22 protein-coding genes are annotated in these 25,766 nt (G+C 44.3%); 11 read left to right on the top strand and 11 right to left on the bottom strand.

Annotated features, from left to right (window positions below; translation table 11 throughout):
- Window positions 1-4: 4 nt before the first annotated feature.
- Window positions 5-844, top strand: coding sequence for a hypothetical protein (locus ECHVI_RS10175; RefSeq protein ID WP_015265893.1), 840 nt, complete (start codon window positions 5-7; stop codon window positions 842-844).
- Between the two features lie 5 nt (window positions 845-849).
- Here the strand turns inward: ECHVI_RS10175 and ECHVI_RS10170 are convergent, their stop codons facing one another.
- A complete protein-coding gene (locus ECHVI_RS10170) occupies window positions 850-1,995 on the bottom strand; it encodes a trans-sulfuration enzyme family protein (RefSeq protein ID WP_015265892.1) in 1,146 nt (381 codons plus the stop codon).
- Window positions 1,996-2,222: 227 nt separating this feature from the next.
- On the opposite strand from ECHVI_RS10170, the gene ECHVI_RS10165 reads away from it, so the two are divergent.
- The gene (locus ECHVI_RS10165; RefSeq protein ID WP_015265891.1) at window positions 2,223-2,921 is read left to right on the top strand and encodes a TVP38/TMEM64 family protein; all 699 of its coding nucleotides are present in this window, start codon (window positions 2,223-2,225) and stop codon (window positions 2,919-2,921) included.
- Between the two features lie 2 nt (window positions 2,922-2,923).
- On the opposite strand, the gene ECHVI_RS10160 is transcribed toward ECHVI_RS10165, so the two are convergent.
- The 5 genes from ECHVI_RS10160 to tilS form a co-directional block, all read right to left on the bottom strand.
- Window positions 2,924-4,585, bottom strand: a complete 1,662-nt coding sequence (locus ECHVI_RS10160) for a mechanosensitive ion channel family protein (RefSeq protein ID WP_015265890.1) — start codon at window positions 4,583-4,585, stop codon at window positions 2,924-2,926.
- A gap of 57 nt (window positions 4,586-4,642) precedes the next feature.
- Window positions 4,643-7,366: a hypothetical protein gene (locus ECHVI_RS10155; RefSeq protein WP_015265889.1), complete on the bottom strand. Its 2,724-nt coding sequence runs from the start codon at window positions 7,364-7,366 to the stop codon at window positions 4,643-4,645.
- 142 nt (window positions 7,367-7,508) lie between these two features.
- Window positions 7,509-8,447, bottom strand: a complete 939-nt coding sequence (mdh, locus tag ECHVI_RS10150) for a malate dehydrogenase (RefSeq protein WP_015265888.1) — start codon at window positions 8,445-8,447, stop codon at window positions 7,509-7,511.
- 206 nt (window positions 8,448-8,653) lie between these two features.
- Complete coding sequence (locus tag ECHVI_RS10145) at window positions 8,654-9,169, bottom strand: Crp/Fnr family transcriptional regulator (RefSeq protein WP_015265887.1); 516 nt, start codon at window positions 9,167-9,169, stop codon at window positions 8,654-8,656.
- Between the two features lie 7 nt (window positions 9,170-9,176).
- Window positions 9,177-10,499, bottom strand: coding sequence for a tRNA lysidine(34) synthetase TilS (gene tilS / locus ECHVI_RS10140; RefSeq protein WP_015265886.1), 1,323 nt, complete (start codon window positions 10,497-10,499; stop codon window positions 9,177-9,179).
- A gap of 49 nt (window positions 10,500-10,548) precedes the next feature.
- On the opposite strand from tilS, the gene ECHVI_RS10135 reads away from it, so the two are divergent.
- The 9 genes from ECHVI_RS10135 (at window position 10,549) to ECHVI_RS10095 (ending at window position 20,834) form a co-directional block, all read left to right on the top strand.
- Window positions 10,549-12,198, top strand: a complete 1,650-nt coding sequence (locus tag ECHVI_RS10135) for an OstA-like protein (RefSeq protein WP_015265885.1) — start codon at window positions 10,549-10,551, stop codon at window positions 12,196-12,198.
- Between the two features lie 175 nt (window positions 12,199-12,373).
- Window positions 12,374-13,090 (top strand): T9SS type A sorting domain-containing protein, encoded by a 717-nt coding sequence (locus tag ECHVI_RS10130; RefSeq protein ID WP_015265884.1) that lies wholly within the window; start codon window positions 12,374-12,376, stop codon window positions 13,088-13,090.
- Window positions 13,091-13,159: 69 nt separating this feature from the next.
- The gene (locus tag ECHVI_RS10125) at window positions 13,160-14,110 is read left to right on the top strand and encodes an outer membrane protein assembly factor BamD (RefSeq protein WP_015265883.1); all 951 of its coding nucleotides are present in this window, start codon (window positions 13,160-13,162) and stop codon (window positions 14,108-14,110) included.
- 26 nt (window positions 14,111-14,136) lie between these two features.
- Window positions 14,137-14,457, top strand: coding sequence for a DNA-directed RNA polymerase subunit omega (locus tag ECHVI_RS10120; protein WP_015265882.1), 321 nt, complete (start codon window positions 14,137-14,139; stop codon window positions 14,455-14,457).
- Between the two features lie 6 nt (window positions 14,458-14,463).
- Complete coding sequence (coaBC, locus tag ECHVI_RS10115) at window positions 14,464-15,663, top strand: bifunctional phosphopantothenoylcysteine decarboxylase/phosphopantothenate--cysteine ligase CoaBC (protein ID WP_015265881.1); 1,200 nt, start codon at window positions 14,464-14,466, stop codon at window positions 15,661-15,663.
- A 55-nt stretch (window positions 15,664-15,718) separates the two neighbouring features.
- Window positions 15,719-16,618: a type IX secretion system protein PorD gene (porD, locus tag ECHVI_RS10110; RefSeq protein ID WP_015265880.1), complete on the top strand. Its 900-nt coding sequence runs from the start codon at window positions 15,719-15,721 to the stop codon at window positions 16,616-16,618.
- A gap of 151 nt (window positions 16,619-16,769) precedes the next feature.
- A complete protein-coding gene (gene recN / locus ECHVI_RS10105; RefSeq protein ID WP_015265879.1) occupies window positions 16,770-18,422 on the top strand; it encodes a DNA repair protein RecN in 1,653 nt (550 codons plus the stop codon).
- 139 nt (window positions 18,423-18,561) lie between these two features.
- The gene (locus tag ECHVI_RS10100) at window positions 18,562-19,380 is read left to right on the top strand and encodes an enoyl-ACP reductase FabI (protein ID WP_015265878.1); all 819 of its coding nucleotides are present in this window, start codon (window positions 18,562-18,564) and stop codon (window positions 19,378-19,380) included.
- Between the two features lie 296 nt (window positions 19,381-19,676).
- Window positions 19,677-20,834, top strand: coding sequence for an FAD-dependent oxidoreductase (locus tag ECHVI_RS10095; RefSeq protein WP_245553470.1), 1,158 nt, complete (start codon window positions 19,677-19,679; stop codon window positions 20,832-20,834).
- Here the strand turns inward: ECHVI_RS10095 and ECHVI_RS10090 are convergent.
- The 5 genes from ECHVI_RS10090 to leuD form a co-directional block, all read right to left on the bottom strand.
- Window positions 20,831-21,565: an SDR family oxidoreductase gene (locus ECHVI_RS10090; RefSeq protein ID WP_015265876.1), complete on the bottom strand. Its 735-nt coding sequence runs from the start codon at window positions 21,563-21,565 to the stop codon at window positions 20,831-20,833. The genes ECHVI_RS10095 and ECHVI_RS10090 overlap by 4 nt on opposite strands.
- 47 nt (window positions 21,566-21,612) lie before the next feature.
- A complete protein-coding gene (locus tag ECHVI_RS10085) occupies window positions 21,613-22,200 on the bottom strand; it encodes a Crp/Fnr family transcriptional regulator (RefSeq protein WP_015265875.1) in 588 nt (195 codons plus the stop codon).
- A gap of 104 nt (window positions 22,201-22,304) precedes the next feature.
- Window positions 22,305-23,372 carry a 3-isopropylmalate dehydrogenase gene (gene leuB / locus ECHVI_RS10080; RefSeq protein ID WP_041738533.1) on the bottom strand — a complete coding sequence of 356 codons (1,068 nt, stop codon included), beginning with the start codon at window positions 23,370-23,372 and terminating at the stop codon, window positions 22,305-22,307.
- Between the two features lie 137 nt (window positions 23,373-23,509).
- Window positions 23,510-25,051 carry an alpha-isopropylmalate synthase regulatory domain-containing protein gene (locus tag ECHVI_RS10075; RefSeq protein WP_052331420.1) on the bottom strand — a complete coding sequence of 514 codons (1,542 nt, stop codon included), beginning with the start codon at window positions 25,049-25,051 and terminating at the stop codon, window positions 23,510-23,512.
- Window positions 25,052-25,155: 104 nt separating this feature from the next.
- Window positions 25,156-25,749 (bottom strand): 3-isopropylmalate dehydratase small subunit, encoded by a 594-nt coding sequence (gene leuD / locus ECHVI_RS10070; protein ID WP_015265872.1) that lies wholly within the window; start codon window positions 25,747-25,749, stop codon window positions 25,156-25,158.
- Between the last annotated feature and the right edge of the window lie 17 nt (window positions 25,750-25,766).

Below are 25,766 nucleotides of genomic sequence, written 5' to 3'. Positions count from 1 at the left end.
GCCTATGCAGGTTCAAAACGTCTCTCCCGTTTTCCAGTCTTTTGACCAACAGTACACGTTGGCAAAGCGATTGTTCACCGATTTGACCAAGCTCTTCAGGGCAAAAAAAGCAGTCGAGCTTGAAGAAAAGCTCATCTTTCTGGAAATCTATATTGAGCTGATCAGTCGGATACACTTCAACCAGGAAAAGCTAAAATTCATCCTTTTTGGGCCATACAAATCGCTTTTCAGAAGCTTAAAGAAAGTGCTTCACATCAAGCTCGTGATACAAGCATTGGAAGAGGAGACGGCCACCTCAGGGACATCTTTCAACAGTTACAAAAAGAAATTGTTAAAGGACAGGGACCTTGTCTATGGCAATGCTTACGATGAGATTTTTGCTACCCCTACCCACATCTGGGAAGAACTTTACAAAGGCGCTTTTGAGCATAGCGTACAGCTAAAACCCCTCCAGATCAGCACCGCCACCACGCAGCTGATCAACGAGGAGCTGGCATTCTTCAAATTTGATAGTGAAAAGCAGTTGGAAGCCAAAGAAATCAAAGATATCTATGAAGGCTTACAACTGATCATCACCTTGGAAAACATCCGGATGGCATCAGGCCTGAACCCTACTTTCACAGAAATCATCCATCAGTACATGAATGACCTGAGCCGATTGCTGTACCAATGGTACCAAAACCACCTCTTTCTGCAGCACCTTACATTCAGCCTTTCAGATGCCCAGGACCTCCCTTCAAAAAAATACCAAACACTCCTCAAAAAACTTAAAAGCAATAAAAAAAAGCTGACCGCCAAAGCAGTCAGCCAATGTCAACATCTCTTCTCAGATATCCTTGGATAGGGCTATTAAATCAACTCCAATGCAGCAGCCAAGTCATTTTTCAGGTCTTCAGCATCTTCCACCCCAACACTCAACCGAATCAAGGAATCCGTCAAGCCAACTTTTTCCCTTTCTACTTTAGGAATGCTGGCATGGGTCATGGAAGCGGGGTGACCACAAAGGGACTCTACCCCTCCCAAAGATTCGGCAAGGGAAAAATAGTGAAGATTTTCCAGCACCTTCTTGGCATCTTCCTGCTTATCTCCGACAATGGAAAAGCTGATCATTCCTCCAAAATCCCGCATTTGCTTGGCTGCAATGTCGTGATTGGGATGATCCTCAAATCCTGGCCAATACACCTTGTCCACTTTGGGATGATGCCGCAAGTACCCTGCGATGGTTTTTCCATTTTGGCAATGACGCTCCATCCTTAAATGCAGGGTTTTGATCCCTCTCAGCACCAAAAAGCAGTCTTGGGGACCAGGAGTGGCACCGCAGGAATTCTGGATAAAGGCCAGGTCTTCTGCCAATCGGTCATCATTGACCACCAAGGCCCCCATCACCACATCCGAGTGTCCTGCCAGGTACTTGGTCACCGAATGCATCACCAAGTCGGCTCCCAAATCCAGTGGGTTTTGCAAATAGGGTGTCGCAAAGGTATTGTCCACTCCCAATAGCAGGTCATGCTTCCCGGCAATGGCTGCCAGTGCCTTGATGTCGATGATATTCATCATCGGATTGGTAGGCGTCTCTGCCCAAATCAAGCGGGTTTTATCATTGATGTACTTTTCAATGGAAGCGGGGTCATCCATCGACACGAAATGAAACTTGATGCCGTATTTGGCAAAAACCTTGGTAAATATCCGGTAAGTGCCGCCATACAGGTCATTGGTACTGATCACCTCATCCCCGGGGCTGAGCAATTTGATCAAAGCATCGATGGCTCCCATTCCTGAGGAAAAACAAAGCCCGTGTTTTCCATTCTCCAGTGCGGCAATGCTCTTCTGAAGCGCATCACGGGTCGGATTGTGCGTTCTCGAATACTCAAATCCCTTATGCTGTCCGGGAGACTTTTGCACATAGGTGGAGGTTTGAAAAATAGGGGTCATGATGGCTCCAGTGGTAGGGTCTGGCGCTACCCCAGCATGGATGACTTTTGTTCCGAATTTCATATAACTATCGTTTATTTCTTTTTTTGGTCATGAACGTAAACCAAAGAAAATAAATTTCCTGCTATCAAGACCCATAAAACCGGAAAAATACTTTGGCAAAGCCCGTTTATGGTATCATGGCCGCTTTTATATCAGGCAATAAAAACCACCCTTCCAGGAGCCACTTCACCACTGCTGCAGGTAAACAAAATATTTTTACCTAATTTCGAGGTAGATTTCATCTATCCATGGTTCGAAACATCAGCTTCATCACCAAAGTAAAATCCCTCTATCGTCAAAATCCTCTCATAGCCCTTTCCATGCTTTGGGTAATGGTGGTGCCTGTCCTTGGCAGTTCGCTTTTGGTCCGATATGCCTACCAACACCAAGAAGTCTCCGGTGTGGTTCACGCTAGCGAGTACCTTCTATTCATCTTGGCAGGTGCTTTTCTGATGGGATTGGCCATTTCTCCCACCACGATTCTCGCGATTCTGGCTGGCTACTGGTGGGGCTGGCCGGTTTTTCCGGCAGTCATCATTTCCTATTCATTGGCAAGTCTAATTGGGTATGGGTTGGGGTTAGCCTTGGACAAAAATAGCCTTGAAATATTACTCAAAAACTATCCGAAGGCAAACGCCCTTTTTAAAGATAAAAGAAGCAATCTGGGCAGCTTGGTCTTCTTTACCAGGATCAGCCCGGTCATTCCCTTTGCCCTCTCCAATATTCTCTTTGCGATGATCAAGGCCGGTTGGAAAAACATCCTACTCTACGGTTTTCTGGGCATGCTTCCCCGGACATTGATGGCTTTTGGGATAGGGCTAGCGGCCAGCTCCCTCTCTGCCGCCCTGGATAATCGGACCGATACCGTTCAGCTGCTGCTTTTTATCCTCCTTTTGGGAGCAAGCATTTGGGGAATTGGACGCTTTTTCAAGACCAAAGCCTCCTAAAACTACTTCTTCATTTCCTTTTTGATAAAGGCGTCCAGTCGCTGCTTGTAGGCATCGGCATTGTCTTCATAAATCGGCGACAGTCCTTCCTTTTCCGGGAATGTTTCCATGTGCAATGTCTGCGTGGGGAATGCAAAGTTCACCCCTAGCTCGTTGGCCAGCTTGACGATCTGGATAAGGATTTCATGCCTTCCTTTTAATTCATCTCCCCAAGTAGGCACTTCAAAAAACACATAAAACATGATATCCAGGCTATAAGCGGACATGTTATTAAAGTACACATTATAAAAGTCCTTCCTGGTAAGCGGGTGGTTTTTTACGATTTCACGCAAACCTTCCACAAACACATTTATAAGCTCAGGAGGAGTCCCGTAAGTAATGGTAATCGTTGTGGAAAATCGCCTGTATTGGCGGAGCCCATGGTTATCGATCGTGGCATCGGCGATCCGGCCATTGGGAATGTACATCAGTGAATTTCTGAAGGTACGTACCCGGGTGGAACGAAACCCTACTTCCTCTACCGTTCCGTCTACATCCCCACTGGTAATCCAATCACCTACCTGAAAAGGCTTGTCGATGAAAATCATCACCGAGCCAAAGAAATTCTTTATGGTATCCTGTGCGGCCAAGGCAAAGGCCAAGCCACCAATGGAAAGTCCCGTCAAAAATGGCCAAATATCTACCTGCAGTCCATTCTTAAGAATAAACAGCGAACCTACAATGATGATAAAAGCCTTTAAGGTTTTCCTCACCAAGGGTACCAATTGATCGTCCAAATTGGATTCTGTCTTGTCTGCCTGCCGCTCAAAGTAGGCTGACAACAAATCTGCTAATTTGTAAAATACGATGGTTATGATAAGTGGCTTTGCCGCGTTCAGCAAGATGACAATCCATGACACCACCTCTATCGGCAGCTGCAATACGCGTATAAAGATATCGACCAGGAGTACTACAAAATAAATGCTGATTACACGTGCCACCGGAAGCAGGTAGGTTTCCGCCACTTGCTTATAGCCGAGCTTAAGCGAAACATGAAACATCCCCCGATCCACAATAAATGTAAACAGCTTATGGGCTGTAAAGACAAAGAGCACCAGCAAAAATATCCCACACAATTGCCATAAGTGCAATCCCAAATATACCTGTTGGCCAATTTTGGGCAGCAAGTTCAGCAGCTTGGCGGTCCCATACGGATAAGTTTCCTTATGCAGTTCATTGATCTGGGAAACGGTATAACTGGAAAACTTCCATTTGTCTCCCGTCTTCTCCAGGAATATCTTCGGCAGCCTGTTGTTATCGTAAAAGTATTTGGCTTGGTAGCTTCTGGTAGAATCTGTATAGTTTGCCTCATTGGGCACATTATCCACATCCACAAAAACCCCTTGCCCATCAAAAATTTGCTTGAGCTTAACCACCTGTTTTCTCGCTTGCTCGGGAGTTAAATCTCCTCCCAAGGTTTTTGCTGCATTTTCAGGTTTAAAATTCCTTTCTTCCAGGTTAAGGAAAAAGGTCAGCGTAGTGGTATAGGGGGTAGACAGGTTGACGTAAGAAGCGGTGTCCTGTATTTGGGGAAAATCCTTATCGAATTCACCATCAACCCCATACAGAACGTTGCTCACTAAAAGCAACCATCCAAGTAAAAGAAATCTAAATCGCACCACCATGATTAGTTTTTTTTATTCCCCGCAAAACTACACATTTACGCGCATATCCCCCCATCATCACAAAGGAAGCTTATATGCTGAAAACTGATTTTGGTGTATCGCATAAATGGTATATTCATTTTTACTGCCGGAATATTTAATTTCCACTCTGTGGCTACCGTCAAGAGGCCTGGTGTTCAGCAATTCACCTTCCAGGTTATAGAGGAAGATAAATTCCTGCACGCGATCGATGACCACAAAAATATTTTTGTCTCCCCCAAAACTAAAGAACTGATAATCCAGGTTTTCAGAAACCATGTTTTTCTCAAAGACCACTTCTAGCTCACTGTCCAAGATGCTGATTTTATTATACTCCTGAACCACAAAATAATACCGATCCCCCATCTGGTCCTTCACCAGCGAAAACCGTGTATGCTTGTCCGGACGGAGCAGTTGGTTACGGAAAGTCAGCTCACCACGGAAATTGACCCGAATGACTTCTCCTTCTGCCGTTACCGTTACGATTTGGGTATCGCCCTTGTCGCCGCGTTGGATAAGGGCATAGTCACTGGAGACTCCTTCGCCCAGGTTGATCGGGGCTCCGGTCTGTAGCTCGCCCCTTCTGTTCATGATGTACAGTTCTCCATTCCGATTAAGTGCGACCATGTAGTCCCCCACCCCTGAAAGGCGGTGATGCTCAGGAGCAGCCGCTAGCGTCCCTGACGTCTTACGAGGCGTCCAGCCCTCCAAGTTGTTTCCACGCTTATCAAAAATATACAGATCGCCATTGGTGGTGGCCACAAAATACCGGTAATCCCGGGTATGGTTATAGTCAACCAAACTCATATGGGTCACCGCTTCTTGCTGTGGCAGCCTGATCGGATAACCCGGTAATGCGGTACCCAAGCGGTCAAAAGCATAAATCATACGCTCTGTGGCAAACACCAGCTGGAGTTTTCCGTTTTTGTAATAGTCAATTTGAAAAACATCCCCTTTGATTTTTCCTTCCAGCTGCTTAGAAAAAATGCGCTCTTCCTCATCATTAAAAAAGTGAATGGTATTGGAGGCATCCTGCACCACAAAATCAGTACTCTTATCATTAAAATTCTCCAAGGTCTTCGGGCCATAGATCAAGGGCTCACTAAACTGAAGCCCCATGCTTTCGGTCAGGACGATGTCCTTCACCTCCTTGATGGGTTTAAGGTTATAACCAAGTTCCAAATTGACATATTGCTCGTCGCCGATTTCACTTAGCTGCAAGGCCATGAGGTCAATGGATTTTAGCTGAGGGGCATACTTCTGAAATAGCCCTTTCCAATGTGGCGAACTTGTCTCCAGCAGGGTATTCCAAAAACGGGGAATATTAACGATAAAATTAAAGCCTGCATTTTTGGATACCCCTTCCAGAAAACGCCGTTGGTTCAGGGACCTGCCCCACGTGTTGTCATTGTAAATATCATCCACAAATATTTTTATGGCCTTCGTGGTATTGCCTAAGACAAGCATGTCTTGATATTGCGTAATGTAAGTATGGGAAAACCCTAAAAACTGCCCATTAAACAGGTGGGCAGGAAATTCAGGTTGGTTTATCAGAAATAGCTCCTGCTCCTTATAATGGTCACTCAGGAGTTTGGAAGAATCGCCTTGATTGAGGTTTAGGTTGAAGCGCTTCAGGAGGTTCAGCCCCTTTTCTGGGTCCGTAGCCTTCAGGATCAACACCTTGTCCGTATCGGAATTGGGCAATTTTTCCAGCACCATATACCCTACCTCTCCACTTAGATTTTCCAGAAAGCCCTGCTGCTTGAGATTTTTGTCCACTTCCCCCATGAGGGTGTTTTTCGGAGCAAACGCAGCATTTCCTATTCGCTCAAGCTGGTCAATATTGTTCACATTGTACTGAAAATATACGGCCGTCCTGTTCGAAATGAAATTACTAAAAAGGCTTCCGCCGCCTTTCTTGCCATTGGAAAAATCAACCTTATCACCATCCTTATAAAAGGTAAAGCCATCCAAGAAAATCTTATTTTCGGCAAACTTCAATTCTAAATTGGCTGATAACTGATGCTGTGCGAGATTATGGGAAAAATCCAGCTGGTCATTTTGGGCCACTCCGTTCATAAAACTTGAAACCCCAGCACTTCCGAGCCGAAAGATTCCCAATCCATCTTTTGGTTCACTTTGGGATGCATACAGTTCTTTATAGGTATCTCTAAAACTCTTTAAATGATCCGACTGAACGTACCGAATGGCCTCTTCGATCAAAAAGGAATTGTAACTGGCCACCACCACATTTTCCAACACTGCATAAGACAGTGTGGTATTGCGATCTGGGCTTTTGTATTCATAGATGGTCTCACCGCTATGGCTTCTTGACTGCACCTGATCAGGATCCACCTTATCCCTGATGGATTGGATAAATTGATCCTGACTCTTGTCCTCAAACGCAACAGAGAACAAAAAATCAAACTCTGACTTGGCGGTAGGATGTAAAGAAACGATAAATTTATTTCCACTAAGCGTACTCTCCAGCTTCCCTCCCCTCCCGGTGAGGCTGTCCAGGACGACCAGTTGGTTTTCGACATCTTTTAGCGAAGGAACGGCAGATAAGCGTTGCCAAATAGGTTGGCTCACCAATTGGTTCCAGACTTTTACTGGTTCTTTTGTCTCGAAAACAAAAATAGCATCATCGGACACCAAGTCGATGGCCTCCAACTCCCCCGTGAATGCCCTTGAAGTATAGAAAAGATAACCGGCCAGACCAATCACCAAAACCAACAGGACTACTAACAATCGCTTTAGCATACTCAACCCGTGAAAATATATTTACTTATAGTTGTAAAATAAAGACATGAAAATGTTCTTACAAATAAATAGCGCTTTAAAAAAGCAAAAATCCCGGCAGTTGCCGGGATTTTAATAACTAATTCACATGATCAATAAGTACTTATTTAGAACCGACACTATCAAGGACGGCCATCACTTCTTTTACGTGCTTTCTGGAAGTCTCCAAAAGGGCTTTCTCGTCTTCGTTCAAGTCCAGCTCGATTACTTTTTCGATTCCGTTTTTACCCAGGATCACAGGCACGCCCAAGTAGCAATCATCGATACCATATTCTCCGTCTAATTTCACACAAACAGGGAATACTCTTCGTTGGTTTTTAAGGATAGCCTCTACCATTTGAGCAGCAGCAGAACCTGGTGCATACCACGCGGAAGTTCCCATTAGCTTCACAAGCTCACCCCCACCGAATTTAGTTCTTTCGATGATCGCATCAAGCTTGTCTTTTTCGATTAGTTCGGTTACCGGGATACCGGCTACAGTCGTATATCTTGGAAGTGGCACCATCGTATCACCGTGTCCTCCCATCAAGATGGCTTGGATTTCTTTTGGCGACACATCTAAGGCCTCGGCCAAAAACGCACGATAACGTGCCGTATCCAAAATACCAGCCATGCCCATTACTTTGGTACGCGGCATTTTTGAAGTGATATGTGCCTGATAGGTCATCACATCCAATGGATTGGAAACGATGATGATGATGGCATCCGGAGAATGCTTCACCACATTTTCTGTTACCGACTTCACGATACCTGCGTTGGTCTCGATCAGGTCGTCACGTGTCATCCCTGGCTTACGCGGCAACCCTGAAGTGATTACAACAACATCAGATCCTGCTGTTTTTGTATAATCGTTGGTGCTGCCTACTGTTCTGCTATCATACGCATTGATAGGGGCTTTCTGCCAAATATCAAGTGCTTTACCTTCAGCCACACCTTCCTTGATATCTACCAAAACGATCTCTTCAGCGATTTCTCTGTAAGCCAATACGTCAGCACAAGTAGCGCCCACATTACCAGCTCCAACTACGGTTACTTTAGTCATGATTTATGATTTGTTTAATTAATTTGTATATTTTTTAAAAGCTCCGCTAAGATATTAAAGAATGGGTATTATTTAAAGCAATCAATTGAATAGTTAGCGTTTGATTTGGGATGGTAGAAATGTGGAAAGGGTTGACCGCGTGGAGATCCCGACAAGAGACATTTGGGACGGGCATACGTTTCTTTGTTCTTTATCGCGAAACCTGTTTATTCAAACATCTGGCTCAGGTTAAAAAAGCCAAACGACTTACGATATGAAGAAAACAGTTGATGGTTCCTGTTGTCATAGTAAGTGGCTAGGGAAGTCAGCATCTTGGCCTTTACTTTGGGCGAAGTATCAAAAATCTCCTTAATGGCATAATTGGGGATCACCATCAACTCCGCTTCTTCAGATTCCACCACCGCGGTATAAATCCGCTTGGCATTGTCAAGGAGGGAATTTTCGCCAAATGCCACCCCTTCCCGCACCTTAAATATCGTTTCGAAATTTTCTCTAATATCGACGTTTAACGACACGATGCCACTTTTCACGATGTATAGCGCTTGGCTAGGATCATTTCGGAAAAACACTACCTCATCCTTGTTATATTTTCGGTAATGTATCGCAGGGAGAAACCGATACATTTCTGCATACTTTAAATAATTAAAAAACTGGGTTCTGGCTAAAAACTCAAAAACCTTCAATTCATCTTCCGTGTAAGTCCTTTTAAAAGGATTAAGCATAAAATTCCTATTTTAACTTAAAATACATAATCTCATTGGTGGCGGAAGTGACCTTAAATCGGTCATCTACCCGATATCCAACCACCCAAACCACTTCCCCACTCTCATCGCATAGTACCTTTATGTCATTTTTGACAATTACTGGTACTTTCAAATCTATTAAAAAATCACTTATTTTCTTAAACTTTTTCATACCCAGCGGTCTAAACCGATCACCCTCTTTCCATTTTCTTAATTTTAAAGGAAAATTCAAGCTGTCCCTGTCCAGCATGGCATTTGCATTTCGGGTATCCAGTGCCGCATCTCCCCCCATCACCAAAATGTCGTATACCTTGTCCTCAAAAACCAACTCCACATCGGTTTTTCCCAGATTTTGCTCAGCAAAAGGAGCTCGTTTTCTCCCCAGCAACAGATGATCCCGGTCAATGTTGACCATGAAGTCCCCTGATTCGAAACGCTGTCCGACTTCATCAGACCACATCACCTCCAGCATATCCGCAGTTTGGGATGCATTGAAACCATAATCGCGCAGCCAGTAGTAAAGCATACTGGACTTCCCCGGCACCTTTTCCAACGCGGACTTTTTCAGAAAATACACATTACCTTCCTGCTTGACCGCTTGGCTTTTCCACTGCTCATACAGATAAAAAAAAGCCTTGCCCGTATCTTTCAACCTATCAAAACTCATGTGAAGCTTTTCCTCTACTCGATCATCATAGGTTTTCAACAGCGGCAATACTTCGTTCCGAAGGAAATTTCGCTTATAATCACTTTGGCTGTTCGAACTGTCTTCTCTCCAATCCAGTTGTTCGCGTTTCATAAATCCCTCCAACTCCCCACGGGTAAAAGGCAGCAAGGGCCTGATCACATGTTCTCTGATTTCGGACATGCCATATATCCCCTCTACTCCTGTGCCCCGCATCAGGTTCAGCAAAATGGTCTCCAGCTGATCGTCTGCGTGGTGTGCCACGATAATCCCATGAAGACCATGCTGTTTACGGAGTGATTCGAACCATTCATATCGCAAATCTCTCGCGGCCATTTGAGTGGATACTCCATGGGAAGCCGCATATCCCTTGGTGTCAAATCGCTCCACGGAAATGGCCACCCCAAGGTTTTCTGCCAAGGCCTTGACAAAAGCCTCATCGCCGTCACTCTCCTTTCCTCTAAGCCCGAAATTGCAATGGGCAATTCTAAAAACCACCCCTGCTTTCTTGAGTAGCCAAGCCAATGCCACACTATCGATACCTCCACTGATTGCTAACAAATAAGCCTTGGAGGTATCCAAAATGTTTTTTGTCCGTATATGGTTGATAAACTGATCGAGCATAACCCAAAAATACCATTTTTGATTAATTTTGTCGCTGATACGTATCCAAATGCTAAAAAAGACCTTTACATATTTCGTAACTTTATGGTGTTTTATCCTCAGTGCCCAGCTCTCCAAGGCACAACAATCCAGGGATTTCCTCGGCTTAAATAAAGCCGATAGCATTCATCGGGTCGAAGCTACACAGATCCAAAAAGTCTACGGCAACATCATCATGAAGCAAAAAGAGTTCACCATTTACTGTGACTCTGCTTATTATGATCAAAAAGGGAACAAATCAGAGCTTTTTGGCAATGTCAGAATAGAAAACCCCAAGGACACGATCACCATTACCTGCTATTATGCCGATTACAACGGCAACACCTACATGGCCAAATTACGGGACAATGTCGTCTTCGTGAAGGCCGGAACCACTTTGTACACGAATTTTTTAGATTACAACAGAAGGTCAGGAGTGGCCGAATATTTTAATTCCGGCAAAGTAGTGGACAGCACCAATGTGCTCACCAGCCAAAAAGGGCTTTACGAAACGCAAGAGGAAAAAATCACCTTCACCGACAATGTCATTTTGGTCAACCCAGAATACACCCTGAAATCAAACATTCTATATTATTTTACCGTCCCAAAAATCGCAGAAACAGAAGGGCTTACCAATATCCGGTCTGAAAAAGGAGATGAGCTTAACGCCAAAAAGGGAAGCTATTATGACACCCAGAACAAACTGTTCAGGTTTTATGAAGGGGATGTAGAGAATGAAACCAGTAAAGTCACGGGAGATGAACTTTTTTATGATGAAACCAAAAAATATTACGAAGGCAAGGACAATGTCAGCATTTTTAACAAAGAACGTAACATTGAAGTGTTTGGTGATGTAGGCAAGTATTGGGAAGAAAAAAAATACTCAGAAGTTTATGGCAACGCACTAGTGCAGAAGTATTTTGAAGCGGACACCATGTACATGGCAGCGGACACGTTGATCAGTCAGGACAGTGAAGCTGCGGCAAACCGTCATATGCTCGCCTACCCAAACACCCGTATGATCAAAGGGGAAATGTCAGGCAGGGCGGATTCCACGGTCTACATGTACGCGGACTCTACCATTTACCTTTACGGTGATCCATTATTATGGAACAATAAAAGCCAAATTTCTGCCGACAGCATCCACTTCCTAATCGCCAATGAGGACATCGACAGGGCTTTTTTGAAAGACAATGCCTTTGCCATCACAGCGGATACTATCGCGAATTTCAATCAAATCAAAGGGCGCCAGATGGTCGGCTTTTTTGAAGACGGTGACATGAGCCTCCTGGAAGTGGAAGGAAATGGAGAATCTCTTTACTTTGCCCTCGAAAATGACACCACTCTCCAAGGGGTAAACTCCCTTTTATGTGGGAAAATCTTCATGCATTTTGAGAATGGCAATGTGGTCAAAATCAATCATACCATTAATCCGGAGGCTTCCTTCACCCCTCCACATATGCTCAATGAAGAAAATACCAAGCTTGAAGGATTTGTCTGGAGAGCAGAAGAACGCCCCACATTAGAAATACTCCTGGAATGGCGAACCCCGATCAAACAACCGGAAAATCCTCAAAACCTTTTTAACGAACCCAATATCCGCATCCCTTATCCTGACGAAGATGACATCCAACTCATTATAGAAAAATGGCTCAAAGACCAAGCAAAAACGAAAAGTTAGGCGTTTTTAGTGTTAACAAATTTTAACAAACGTTACCGCTTAAAAAAAATTTTAAAGGGGTTAACATTTTTTAACCCACTTTCCTTTAAAACCACAAACCTAATCGGTATTTTTATACGTATAAGATTTAGAAAGTCATACACTTAAACGAATATCATATCGAGAGAGCATCTACATGAAAAATTTTTTATCGCTATTCATTTTTATTTTCATGTTATTTCAGCTTGTCACAGCTGAAGCCAGGCAGGTGCATGTCTTGAGCGAAAAAGTGCAGTTTACGGGTAAAATTGATGATACCCAACGCAAATCCATCATTCTACAAAACACCTCAAACGAAAAGAAAGAATACATCATGAAGTTCATGAGAGGAGAGATCGGTTCTTCTCAGGACATCAAAGTATGCATAGGCGATACCTGTTTTGATCCAAGAATGGACATCTCCAAAATCAAAGTCACCCTAGCGCCCAATGAAATCTTCACGGATTTGTACATTGAATTTAAATTGGGCATCACCGAAACCAAGGGAACTTTTGACCTACATTTCTCCAATACGGCAAACTTACGGGATGTTTTCATCATCGAAGGGACATACGAAGCATTTGCCCCGAAGGATGATGAAGCCATCAACCACAAAGACATTTCGTTTGGAAGTGTCTATCCCAATCCCAGTAATAGGATCGCACAAATTGATTACCAAATTAAAAACCCCAATGCAAACATTAAATTGCTCATCAATAGTTTTATCGGTAACCCTATCGAGGAGCTCGCCCTTTCTCCCCAACAAAAAACCGTCCTCATTAACGTGAGCGATTTCAATCCAGGGGTCTATTTTTACACACTAATGGTGGATGGAAAAAATATCGTCACCAAAAAGCTCGTTGTCAAAAAATAAGTCTCCATACATCGCTCCAAAGTAACTTTGATACCGAATCAAATTCCCTTATATTTGCAGATTGAAAATATGAAGAATACAATTAGACATATATTGCTCTTGGCAATGGTATTGACCCTTGGTGCTTGTGGAAAATTCTACAAATTGGAAAAAAGCACCAATTGGGACGAAGTTTATACCGCAGCCAATGAATACTACGAAGAAGGAGAGTACAACAAGGCCATTATTCTCTATGATAAGGTCCTTCCCGTAATTCGTGGTAGTGAAAAGTCGGAATTGGCGCAGTTTAACTACGCCTATGCGCATTTTAGGTTAAAGCGCTATATCGAGGCAGCGAGTTATTTCAACACCTTTTATGAAAGCTTCAGCCGTAGCCCCTTAGCCGAAGAAGCGCTTTTCATGCACGCTTACTCCCTTTACTTGGATGCACCTGATTACAACTTGGACCAAAAGAGTAGCCGAGAAGCAGTCGCCGCCATCCAACAGTTCATCAACCGTTTTCCGCAATCGGATTCTTACGAAAGAGCAATGGGCATGATCGATAACCTGCAATCTCGTTTTGAGAAAAAAGCCTATGAAGAGGCCAGCATGTATTATCGTTTGACAGAAGGACTTTTCCCCGGACAGTTTTATTTGGCCTGCATTGTAAACTTCCAGAATTTCGTTAAATCCTATCCCAACAGTGAACACAACGAAGAGCTTGCCTTTAAGTTGGTAGAGGTCAGTTCGGCTTATGCTGAGCGAAGTGTCTTTAACAAGAAAGAAGAGCGACTCAATCAAGCCCTTGAATTTGGAGATGAATTCCAACGGAAATATCCCAAAAGTGAGTATCAGAATGAGGTAGCTACCTTAATTGCAGAAACCAAAGAAGAGCTCACTTCTCATCAAAAGATGAAGAAACAATACGATGAGCTCAGGAAACTAGAGCAAGAAGCTAGGGAGGCACAAGAAAAAGAAGCGGAAGAGAACAAAGAACTTGAACAAGCCGTTACTCCTGAAACTGGAGCCAATTCCAATTAAATAAAGAAAATAAACAATTGATTCATATGGCAGTTAATCCTTCAATTATCACTAGAGACTTGGACAAAGTCGCAGCCGTATCCGGCAACTTGTACGAGTCCATTCATATCGTTTCCCAGCGGGCCAAGCAAATCTCCTTGGCTACTAAGGAAGAACTCAACACTAAATTGTCTGAATTTGCTTCCACTGTGGACAACTTGGAAGAAGTATTCGAAAACAAAGAGCAGATCGAAATTTCCAAGTTCTATGAGCGAATGCCGAAGCCTTCTACTTTGGCCATGGAAGAATACTTGGAAGGAAAAGTACACTTCAGAAGACCTGAAGAAGAAAGCGGAGAAGAACTATAAAAGCAGATGCAGCTGCAGGGCAAACGCATATTACTGGGCATCACAGGCAGTATAGCCGCCTATAAAGCAGCTCATTTGACCAGGCTATTGGTCAAAGAAGGAGCAGAAGTACAAATCATCATGAGTACTTCTGCTCTTGACTTTATTACTCCCCTTACCCTTTCGACCCTCTCCAAGAAACCTGTTTACCACCGATTTCATAAGGACGACACAGGTGAATGGAACAATCATGTCGAATTGGGCTTATGGGCAGATCTTTTTATTATTGCCCCTTTGAGTGCCAGCACACTTTCCAAACTTGCCCACGGCAATTCGGATAATTTGCTTGTCGCCACCTACCTGTCCGCAAGGTGTCCAGTGATGCTGGCTCCAGCCATGGACCTGGACATGTACCAGCATCCAGCGGTCACGTCTAACCTTTACCTTGTTCAAACCTTTGGCAACATCCTTCTGGATGCAGAAAGTGGTGAGCTTGCCAGCGGCCTGAGTGGTCAAGGAAGAATGAGGGAACCAGAACACATCGTGGAAAAAGTAATTTCGCATTTTCACACTTCAAGTGACCTAAAAGATCAAACCGCTCTGGTCACGGCAGGACCAACACAAGAGGCCATTGATCCGGTGCGGTACATCGGTAATCACTCCAGTGGCAAGATGGGAGTGGCCATTGCTGAAAACATGGCCAACAGAGGCGCTAAAGTCACGCTGGTCATGGGACCATCCCACGAAAAAAGCCACCATCCCAACATTACCACCGTCCATGTCACCAGTGCACAGGACATGTTCGAGGCCGCCCAAAAAGCCCATCCCCATGCCAAAATCAGTGTTTTTGCGGCAGCGGTAGCCGACTATGCACCAGCGGTTCAGGCCCAGGAAAAAATCAAGAAATCAACTGATGACCTCAGCATTCTCCTCAAAAAGAATATAGACATCGCCAAAACCCTCGGCAAAGAAAAATCGGAAGACCAATACCATGTAGGGTTTGCGCTGGAAACCAACCAAGAGGAAAAGCATGCATTGGCCAAACTGAAAGAGAAAAACTTCGATTTTATAGTCCTGAATTCCATGCAGGACAAAGGTGCTGGGTTCAAGCATGACACCAATAAAATCACGATTTATCATAAGTCTGGAAAGAGCGATGCTTCCCCATTGCTGCCTAAGTCAGCGGTAGCGGCCTTGATCGTAGATCACATTGTAAAAGACCTTTAGCGGGAAGTCAATTCCAACCATATTTTTTTATATTTAGGGGCAATATTTTGAGCATATGAGAAACCATTTCTTTTTATTCCTATTATTTTTCTCCATTACCTTCCAAGGGATGGCCCAGGAACTGAATTTTACCGTCACCATCAACAGTGACCGTGCCAGGACCCAAAACAAGGACATTTTTGACCAGATGAAAAACTCCTTCGAGCAGTTTCTCAATGGGCGAAGTTGGTCCAATGACCAATACGATGCCGCAGAAAGGATCAAGGGAAACATGCTTATCACCATTAACGATATGCCGCAGGTGGGATACTTCGAAGCGACTGTTCAGATCCAAGCTGTAAGACCAGTATATGGCACCAGTTATGAAACCCTCACCTTTAATTTTGTGGACAGGAACTGGAATTTTGAATTCAAGGAATCTCAGCCCATGGAATTTAACCGCTATTCCTATCTGAACGAAATCACTTCGCTTCTTGCCTATTACGCCTACATTGTCATTGGGATTGATTATGACACCTTTTCTCCAGAGGGCGGCGAACCGTATTTTGAGATTGCAAACAACATTGTCTCCAATGCCTTGCAATCTTCCAGGCTCGGATGGGACCAAGACCCTAGCAACCGGCGGAATCGCTATTGGCTAATTGATGAATTATACAGCTCTCAGGTCACCAGAGCCATACGAGAAGCCTATTACCTTTACCACCGCAGAGGCCTAGACATGCTGACCCAAAATTCCGAAAAAGCATACGAGAACATCACAAAAGCATTGGGTAAGCTTTCAGAGGTCAATAACATCCAGCCCAACAGTATTCTCACCATTTCCTTTATGGATGCAAAATCAGATGAAATCGCCAAAGTGCTCAAAAATGCCCCTGAAGACCTCAAAGCGCAAGCGGTGGAGTACCTGCTTCAAGTGGACCCCAACAATGCCAGAAAATACAATGCTATTTTGTAGTAGGCCTCTTTGCTTCCCAGGAAAGGTCATCCAAAAGTCGCGAATAAGGGAAGGTCAACGCTAAACTTGACAAGCTTACCATCATTCGACTTTACAACCATAAAAATCCTTGTAACTTTACATTCGCTAAGCTGAAAACCGATTTTATTGTATGCTAAAGAACTTGAGCATCACCAACTACGCCTTGATTGAAACCCTTGAAATGGGGCCTTCAAAGGGGCTAAACATGATTACAGGTGAAACCGGAGCGGGTAAATCCATTATGCTGGGAGCCATTGGGCTATTGTTGGGAAACCGTGCCGACACCAAAGCGCTATTCAATGATGAGAAAAAATGCATCATTGAAGGCGTATTTGAAATCGCCAATTACGGTTTGGAAGCCTATTTTCAAGCGGAAGACCTGGACTATGATCCCCAGTGTATTATTCGCAGGGAAATCACCCCAGCAGGCAAGTCCAGGGCCTTTGTGAATGACACTCCCGTAAAGTTAGACATCCTAAAATCGTTGGGGAAAGCATTGATGGACATCCATTCGCAGCATGACACCCTGCTCTTGGCCGCCGGTGAATACCAGCTCAGTCTAATCGATGCATTTGCTGATACCAAAACGGAAAAAACACAGTATTCCACGGCATACACCGCATACAGAAAAGCCAAAAAGTCCTATGAAAAGCTAGTACATGAAGCCGCTGAATTACGTAAGGAAGCCGATTTCAATCAATTTCAGCTAGAAGAGCTCTCTGCTCTCCAACTGCAGGAAGGGGAACAAGAAACCTTGGAAAACGAACAGGAAGTCTTGGACAATGCCGAGGAAATCAAATCCAAGATCAATGAAAACCTACAGCTTTTTAACGGCGACGAATTAGGAGCCACCACCCTGCTCATGCAGATCAACCAAGGATTCCAACAACTGGGCAGGTACAGCAGCCGTTTTGATGAGCTCAAAGAGCGATTTGATAGTGTATGCATTGAAGTAAATGACATTGCTGCGAGTTTAGAAGATGAAGATGGTAAAATCGAGGTTGATTTTGACAAGCTCGAAGAGATCAGGGAACGGCTCAGTAAGATCTACCAGCTCCAGAAAAAACATGGTGTGCAGACGGTAGAAGAACTTATAGCCCTCGAAAAAACGCTGGCCGATAAAGCTTTTCAGATAGGCAACCTGGATGAAGAGCTGGAGCAGCTAAAGGCCGAAATGGACCAAACGTGGGAAATACTTTCCCAAACAGGAGCTAAGCTTTCGCAAAAACGTCAACGTCATTTCAAGGGATTTGCGGAAGAAATCACAGGGCTATTGGCTCATCTGGGCATGGAAAATGCCAATATAGAAATATCACACCGAACAACTGACCCCACTCCTTCTGGTAAAGATGAAGTGGAAATCCTCTTTACGGCCAATAAAGGCGTAAAACCCCAGCCTATCCGCCAAGTAGCCTCAGGTGGTGAATTTTCCAGGCTGATGTTTGCGATCAAGTACATCATGGCCGATAAAGTTGCCCTTCCTACGCTGATCTTTGATGAAATAGACACTGGAATATCCGGTGAGGTGGCCCTTCAGATGGTACAGATGATGCAGGAAATTGCCAAAAGACACCAAGTCATCTGCATCAGTCACCTTCCACAGGTAGCCGCCAAGGGTGAGAAACATTACTTCGTTTATAAAGATAACAGTGCCGCTAAAACAATGAGTAAAATCCGCGCACTAAACCAAGAGGAACGCGTAACGGAAATCGCTAAAATGATCGCTGGAGCGAATCCTTCGGAAAGTGCTGTAAAAAGTGCCATGGATCTTTTAGGAAAGTAAGATCTCCCAACCGGAGCCACGCTGATTTATTTCTGCGCTGTTTATAAGGCAATATTCAGAAATATACTGTAAAAAAAGGGGAAATTTTAATTAATTTTACCTGTTAGCATTTAGAGAATAATCAATTTAAAAATAAATCATGCCTGAGAACCTACTTAAAGGAAAAAAAGGAATCATCACGGGCGCACTGGACGAAAATTCCATCGCCTGGAAAACTGCATTGAAAGCCAAAGAGCAGGGTGCCAAGTTTGTATTGACCAATGCCCCGATCGCCATGAGAATGGGCGCTATCAATGAACTGGCCAAGGAGTGTGACACGATTGTCATCCCGGCCGACGCCACTTCTGTGGAAGACCTTGAAAAGCTCTACGATGAAGCCAAGGAATATTTAGGAGGTAATTTTGACTTTTTATTGCACTCCATCGGTATGTCTCCAAACATCCGAAAAGGCCGTGCTTACGGCGACCTCAACTATGATTGGGCGATGAAATCATATGATGTCTCTGCCGTATCATTTCACAAAATGATGCAAGTAGCCGAGAAAAAAGATATCATGAACGAATGGGGTTCGATTGTAGGACTTTCTTATATCGCTGCCCAACGTGTATTTCCTTTTTATACTGACATGGCCGACGCCAAAGCCCTTTTGGAAAGCATCGCCAGGGGATTTGGATATCGTTTTGGGAAATCCAAGAAAGTAAGGGTCAATACCATCTCCCAGTCTCCTACCGTCACCACTGCAGGATCAGGTATCGGAGGATTTGACGCTTTCTATAATTTTGCCGATTCGGTTTCTCCATTGGGAAATGCATCTGCCGAAGCTTGTGCTGAATACATTGTATCGCTGTTCTCTGACTTCACCAGAATGGTTACCATGCAGAACCTTTATCATGATGGAGGTTATTCAAACACGGGTATTTCTGAAGAAATCATGGAAAAGTTTTCCGATAAAAAATAAACCATTCGTGCCTTGGCGACATCGAGAATTTACCTTTAGTTGCCAAGGCACGAAGTGCTTTACGCCCTATTTTCAAACCCTTCTATCGTGTCTGTTTTTCCAATAGATCTATGGAACATGCCGTTCCTAATTCGCTATTTTTAATTTTCCCTAATTACACTTCCCTCTTTTTTATATTTTTAAAATAATTCCCTTAGTTTAGTAATTGTTATTCAAAATAATACCCATTTCGATCCTTCTGCGGAATTCCCCATTACTAATCTCATTTACCATTCATGATCTACAAGGGGAACAAGATGAAAAATCACAAAAGAGATTTTCTCAAAAAAGCCGCATTGGCCGGTATTGGAACTGCCAGTTTAGGTGCATGTACACACTATCTACCCACAGGTTCAACAGCCAATTTTTATATTAACCATCCCAAGCTGCCCAAGGTGATGGTATCAAAAAAGCGTATCATCAAAGAAACCGTTGGGCTCAGGCCATTCCGCCAAAGCGGTCCCAGGGTTGCCTTACAGGAGTTGGGCAATAAGACCATTGCACATAATTATGGCCATGGAGGTAGTGGCTGGTCACTTTCTTGGGGTACTGCAATGCTCGCCGCAGAACTGATTGAAAAAACACATCCCAAAACAATCGCCGTAATAGGCTGTGGCATCAGTGGCTTATCCACGGCCAGAACCCTTCAAAACAAAGGATATCATGTCACCATCTACACCAAAGACGTCTATCCCAATGTAACTTCTGCCTTAGCCACCGGCACTTGGTCTCCTACATCCAGGTTATTGAATCCAGATAGGCTTACCCCAGCATTTGCTGCAATGTTTCAGAAGGCCTGCCAGTATTCCTACGATGCTTTTCAACGATTACTGGGCATTCAGCACATGGTAGATTGGATGGAAAGCTACAGCATTCGTCAAGAAAAGCCATCCACAGATTCATATAATCACTATTCACTTCATGACAAACTATTTACTTCCGACATGGACTTCTATCCATCGTCCACATTACTCAATAGAAGGGAAAATCCATTTAAACGATCCACCGTGTACCGATCACCAACCACTATTTTCAACATTCCGGTATACATGAAAATGCTTCGGGACGATTTTTTACTGGCTGGTGGAAAAATAGAAATAAAAACATTTAACCGATTGGAAGACATCGACAATCTTCCGCAGCAGCATATTGCCAATTGTACAGGATTGGGATCACTTGAATTGTTTGGGGATGAAGAGCTCATGCCGATATCAGGTCAATTGGCGTTTTTAGTCCCCCAGCCGGAATTACGCTATCGCGCCAGCATGGGAGGTGTATACTTCATTCCCCGGCAAGACGGAGTGATGCTTGGTGGAAATGGCATCAACAACAATTGGGACACCACTCCTGATGCCACTGTAACGGACATGTATTTAGAAGGGGTTCAAGAAATGATGCGACGGCTGAGAAGCTAAGCTTGGTTGATGATGGCAGAGGCCAATTTTGGGGAAAGCCGGAAAATCACATAAAGCAATTTCACTTTGCCTATCCGGATTTCTTCCCTGCTGGTCTCCAGTCCCTTAAGCATTCTAGTAACCGCATCCTCAGCACTGATAGCCATCTTAGGCACTTCTCCTTGATGCCAAGGCGTATCCACCACAGGCAGCAAGACTTCCCTAATCCTTATCGAGGAATTCCTTAGCTGTAATCGAAGGGTTTGGGTAAAACTATGCAACGCTGCTTTTGTGGCATTATAAATGGGATAGGCACCTTTGGGAGCATACACCAGACCAGAAGTAATATTGATTAGCTGGGCATTCCTTTTTGATTCCAATAAGGGCAAAAACAATTTAGATATTTCCATAGGGGCCATCAAATTGGTCTCGACCTCCAATCTCATTTTGGGGATCATCGCTGGATCATCCTGAAAGCTGGTTCGATGTACCAATGCTGCATTGTTTATCAGGACATTGCAATCAGGGTGTCGATCGCGAACCCATTCAAAGAGCTGTTGACGGTCAGCCACTTGGGACAGGTCACAAGAAAAGGCATGTACCCCGGGAACTTGTCTCTCCGCCGCAGCCAACTTCTCCATGGACCTACCACAGATCAATACCTGGTTCTCCTTGGCCAATCTTCTGGTCAGTTCCAGCCCGATCCCTGAACTGCCGCCCGTAATCAAAATGGTTTGGTTTTGTAGTTTCATAACGGATTGTTTTTCCGCTAATTTGGCACCTCTTGACGATCATTACATTAACCTAGGTTAATGCATCTCATTTTCTTGCGAATGCGGCTAAGGGCTACAGGGGTAATCCCAAGATAGGATGCGATGAAATGTTGCTTAATCCTTGATTCGAGGCCGGGATATTCGGTTAAAAACCCACGATACCTCTCTGCTGCTGACAGCTGTAACAGTTCCCTTTCCCGTTTTTCCTTCTTCATATACCCTTTTGTCAGCATGACAATCAAAAAATCCTTCCAAACAGGATCGGCACGGTACATCTCCAACCACCTTGCATAATCAATAGTCACTAATTGGGCACCTTCCAATGCTTGGATGGAAAAAAAAGAAGGACTTCCCGTCTGCAAAGCGGTATAAGCCGTAGGGAAACTTCCCTCCTGAAAAAAGCCCTTGGTGACTTCATTTCCCTCGGCATCTGCATAATAAATTCGAAACAGCCCTTTCTCCACAAAACCAAAAGACCGCGGCACCTGCCCTTCCCTAATCCAATGCTCCCCACTGGAAAAACGCCTGATTTGACTGATCGCTTTTAGCTCACTGACCCCATTCTCATCAAGCTCAATCAGTGAAAGGATGGTATTGATCAGGTTTGCGGTCATGGGGATTAAGTTAGTGAAAAAACACTGATGTTTAGCATGCACGGCAAACAAAAACGGAACCCAAATGGGTTCCGTCTTCAACTATTCATATCCATTAATAAGGATCACTTTAAGATCTGTGCAGCCAACCAGTCACCCACTTCAGAGGTTTTGCTTGGCTTGCTCTCTTCTGCGATATCTTCCGTCACCACACCTTCGGCCAGTGAAAGGTTCACCACATCAGAAATGGCCTTGGCTTCATCCTTCAGGTCAAAGGCATATTCAAACATCATGGCCGCAGAAAGTACCGTAGCCAATGGATTGGCGATATCTTTTCCTGCTGCTTGAGGGTATGAGCCATGGATCGGTTCAAACAATTTCACATCTGTTCCCAAGGAAGCAGAGGGCATCAATCCCATAGATCCACTGATCACACTGGCCTCATCTGTAAGAATATCCCCGAACAAGTTTTCGGTAATCAATACATCATAGGCTTTTGGCCATTGGATCAGGCGCATGGCTACCGCATCCACAAATTCATATTCCACTTTCACATCAGGATATTCAGGCTCCAGCTCTTGGACCGTTTCCCTCCAGAGACGTGAAGTAGCCAATACATTGGCCTTGTCCACACAGGTCAATAATTTTCTTCTTTTTTGGGCAAACTCAAAGCCCATTCTTGCCAATCGGGTAATTTCCTCTTTCGTATACACATTGGTATCAAAGGCTTTGGTGCCTTGCTCGTTTCGTCCTCTAGGCTCACCAAAATAAATCCCACCGGTCAATTCCCTCAAGAACACCAAATCAGTTCCTTCAATTCGCTCTTTCTTCAAAGGCGACTTATGGATCAATGAAGGGAAAGTGAAAGTAGGACGCACATTGGAAAACAATCCCAACTTCTTCCGCATGGCCAGAAGACCTTGCTCAGGCCTTACTTTTGCCTTGGGGTCATTGTCGTATTTGGGATCACCGATGGCACCAAACAATACAGCATCTGCCTGGAGGCATATCTCGTGGGTTTCATCAGGATAGGGATTTCCTGTAGCATCAATCGCTGCAGCACCTACGACAGCTTCTTTAAAAGTAATGGTATGGCCAAACTTCTTTCCTACGGCTTTGACCACTTTTACCGTTTGTTCGATCACTTCAGGGCCGATACCATCACCTGGTAGCAGCGCTATATTCATTTCCATACAAATTTATATTTTCTGGTTTTTGATGTATTTATTACTGATTTTCAAGGGCCATGTGCCCGGATGCCGGTATGCGGCATTTCGGCAGGCTTGGCATCACGCCTGACCAATAACCATTCCTCTGAGTGACGCTCACCTCATGCTCGATTTCCTGAATCGATTTGTTCGATGATATTGAGCATTTTCTCGGTGGCCATCATCGCGGCCACGGTTTGGTCACTGTCCAAGCCTTTGGTCTTGATGATCCTACCATAATCCCACGTGATCACGGTCTCCACAAAAGCATCTGTCTTCCCTCCGGGAGGGATGCTCACGCTGAAATCCGTCAATTTGGGAAGTTTCTTATTAAGGGATTTATAGATCTTTTGCAGGGCCAGCATAAAAGAATCAAATTGACCGTTTCCAGAAGCATGTGCCTCGTAAAATTGGTCTTTAAATTTCAGTTTGAGTTGCACGGTAGGCTTAAGCCCTTTGGAGTGGGTCATGTGATACCCTTCGATGCTGATATCCTTCTTAATAGAATTATTCTGAAGGACATCAGAAATGATATAGGGAAGGTCCTCCGTGGTCACCCGTTCTTTTCGATCTCCCAGCTCAATGATCTTTTGGGTCACCTTGCTGAGCTCTTCCGGTTCCAGCTTAATCCCCAGCTCCAGGAGGTTTTTAAGGATATTCGCCTTTCCAGAGGTTTTTCCCAAAGCATATTTCCGTGTACGGCCAAAACGCTCAGGCAATAAATCATTAAAATAGAGGTTCTTTTTATTGTCCCCATCGGCATGGATTCCTGCCGTCTGTGTAAAGACATTTTCGCCAACTACGGGCTTATTGGAAGGAATATGAAGTCCGGAAAATTGCTCGACCAACTTGCTGATACGATAAATTTTATTTTCCTGGACATTTAGCTTTACTGTCGTAAAATCCGACAGGGTGGCTACGACACTTTCCAGCGGTGCATTCCCGGCCCGTTCGCCTAGTCCGTTTACAGTGGTGTGGATACCTGAAATACCATGATTTATGGCCTCCATGACATTGGCCACCGAAAGGTCATAATCGTTATGGGCATGGAAATCAAAATGTACTTCAGGAAATTGCTCACTCACCAAACCAACATATTCGGCTACTTCAGCAGGTTTCAGAAGGCCCAAAGTATCGGGCAGCATGACCCGCTTCACATTCTGATCGGCCAAAAAGGCTATCAACTCCAAGGTGTAATCCCTAGAATGGCGCATACCACTGCTCCAATCTTCCAGGTAGACATTCACCGAAATCCCCTTTTCATTGGCGTAATGGATACACTTTTCAATGGCGGCGAAATGTTCCACCGGTGTCTTTTTCAGCTGGTGGGTCAGGTGGTTAAGCGATCCCTTGGTCAGGAGATTTAATACTTTCGCCCCGGCTTCTGTCAGCCAGTCCACCGATGCAGGAGTGTCCACAAAACCCAACACCTCTACACAGTCCAGGTATCCTTTTTCGGCCGCCCAATGCGTGATCTTCTTTACTCCCTCTAGTTCCCCTTCCGAAACCCGTGCAGATGCCACTTCGATCCTATCCACCCTTAATTCCTCCAGTAGCAACTTGGCAATTTGGAGTTTTTCGGAGGGCAAAAAGGACACTCCCGAGGTCTGTTCGCCATCCCTCAGCGTGGTATCCATGATTTCTACTTTCTTATCAAGACGCATGATGGTAATTCATATCTGGTATTGCGTATCAAGTTGCTAGACAAAAAAGACATTCAAGCCATGATAAGACCTACCACCGCTTGAATGTACTTTTACTAGCCTTGTTATTTTCTCGTTTTTTCGAATTCAACGATTTGATCCTTCATGTTCAGCAAGTAATCGATATCGTCAAAACCATTTTGCATGTTTTGCTTCTTGTAAGAATTGATATCAAAAGACTCTGAATTCCCGGTGCTGAGAAGGGTAATGGTCTGCTTCTCAATATCCACCTCTACTTCAGTGGCAGGATCTTTTTCTACTTCAGCAAAAATCTCTTCCAAAAACTCAGGGGTCACTGTTACGGGCAGGATGCCGATGTTCAGCGCATTGTTTTTGAATATATCTGCAAAGAAACTGGAGACCACGCATCTAAAACCATAGTCATAAATCGCCCATGCCGCATGTTCACGACTGGAACCTGATCCGAAGTTCTTGCCAGCCACCAATACTTTACCAGAGTAAGTAGCGTCGTTCAGCACAAAGTCAGCCTTCGGATTTCCTTCACTGTCATATCTCCAATCCCGGAAAAGGTTGTCCCCAAAGCCCTTCCTTTCGGTAGCCTTCAGAAACCTCGCGGGGATGATTTGGTCCGTATCCACGTTTTCTGTGGGCAACGGCACTACAGTACTTTTTAATATATTGAACTTATCGTAAGCCATTTTCTTGATCGATTTTT

The organism is Echinicola vietnamensis DSM 17526 (genome assembly GCF_000325705.1).
Lineage (GTDB): Bacteria > Bacteroidota > Bacteroidia > Cytophagales > Cyclobacteriaceae > Echinicola > Echinicola vietnamensis.
Note: the sequence above shows the minus strand (reverse complement) of the source record. Positions and strands in the feature narration are given on the sequence as shown.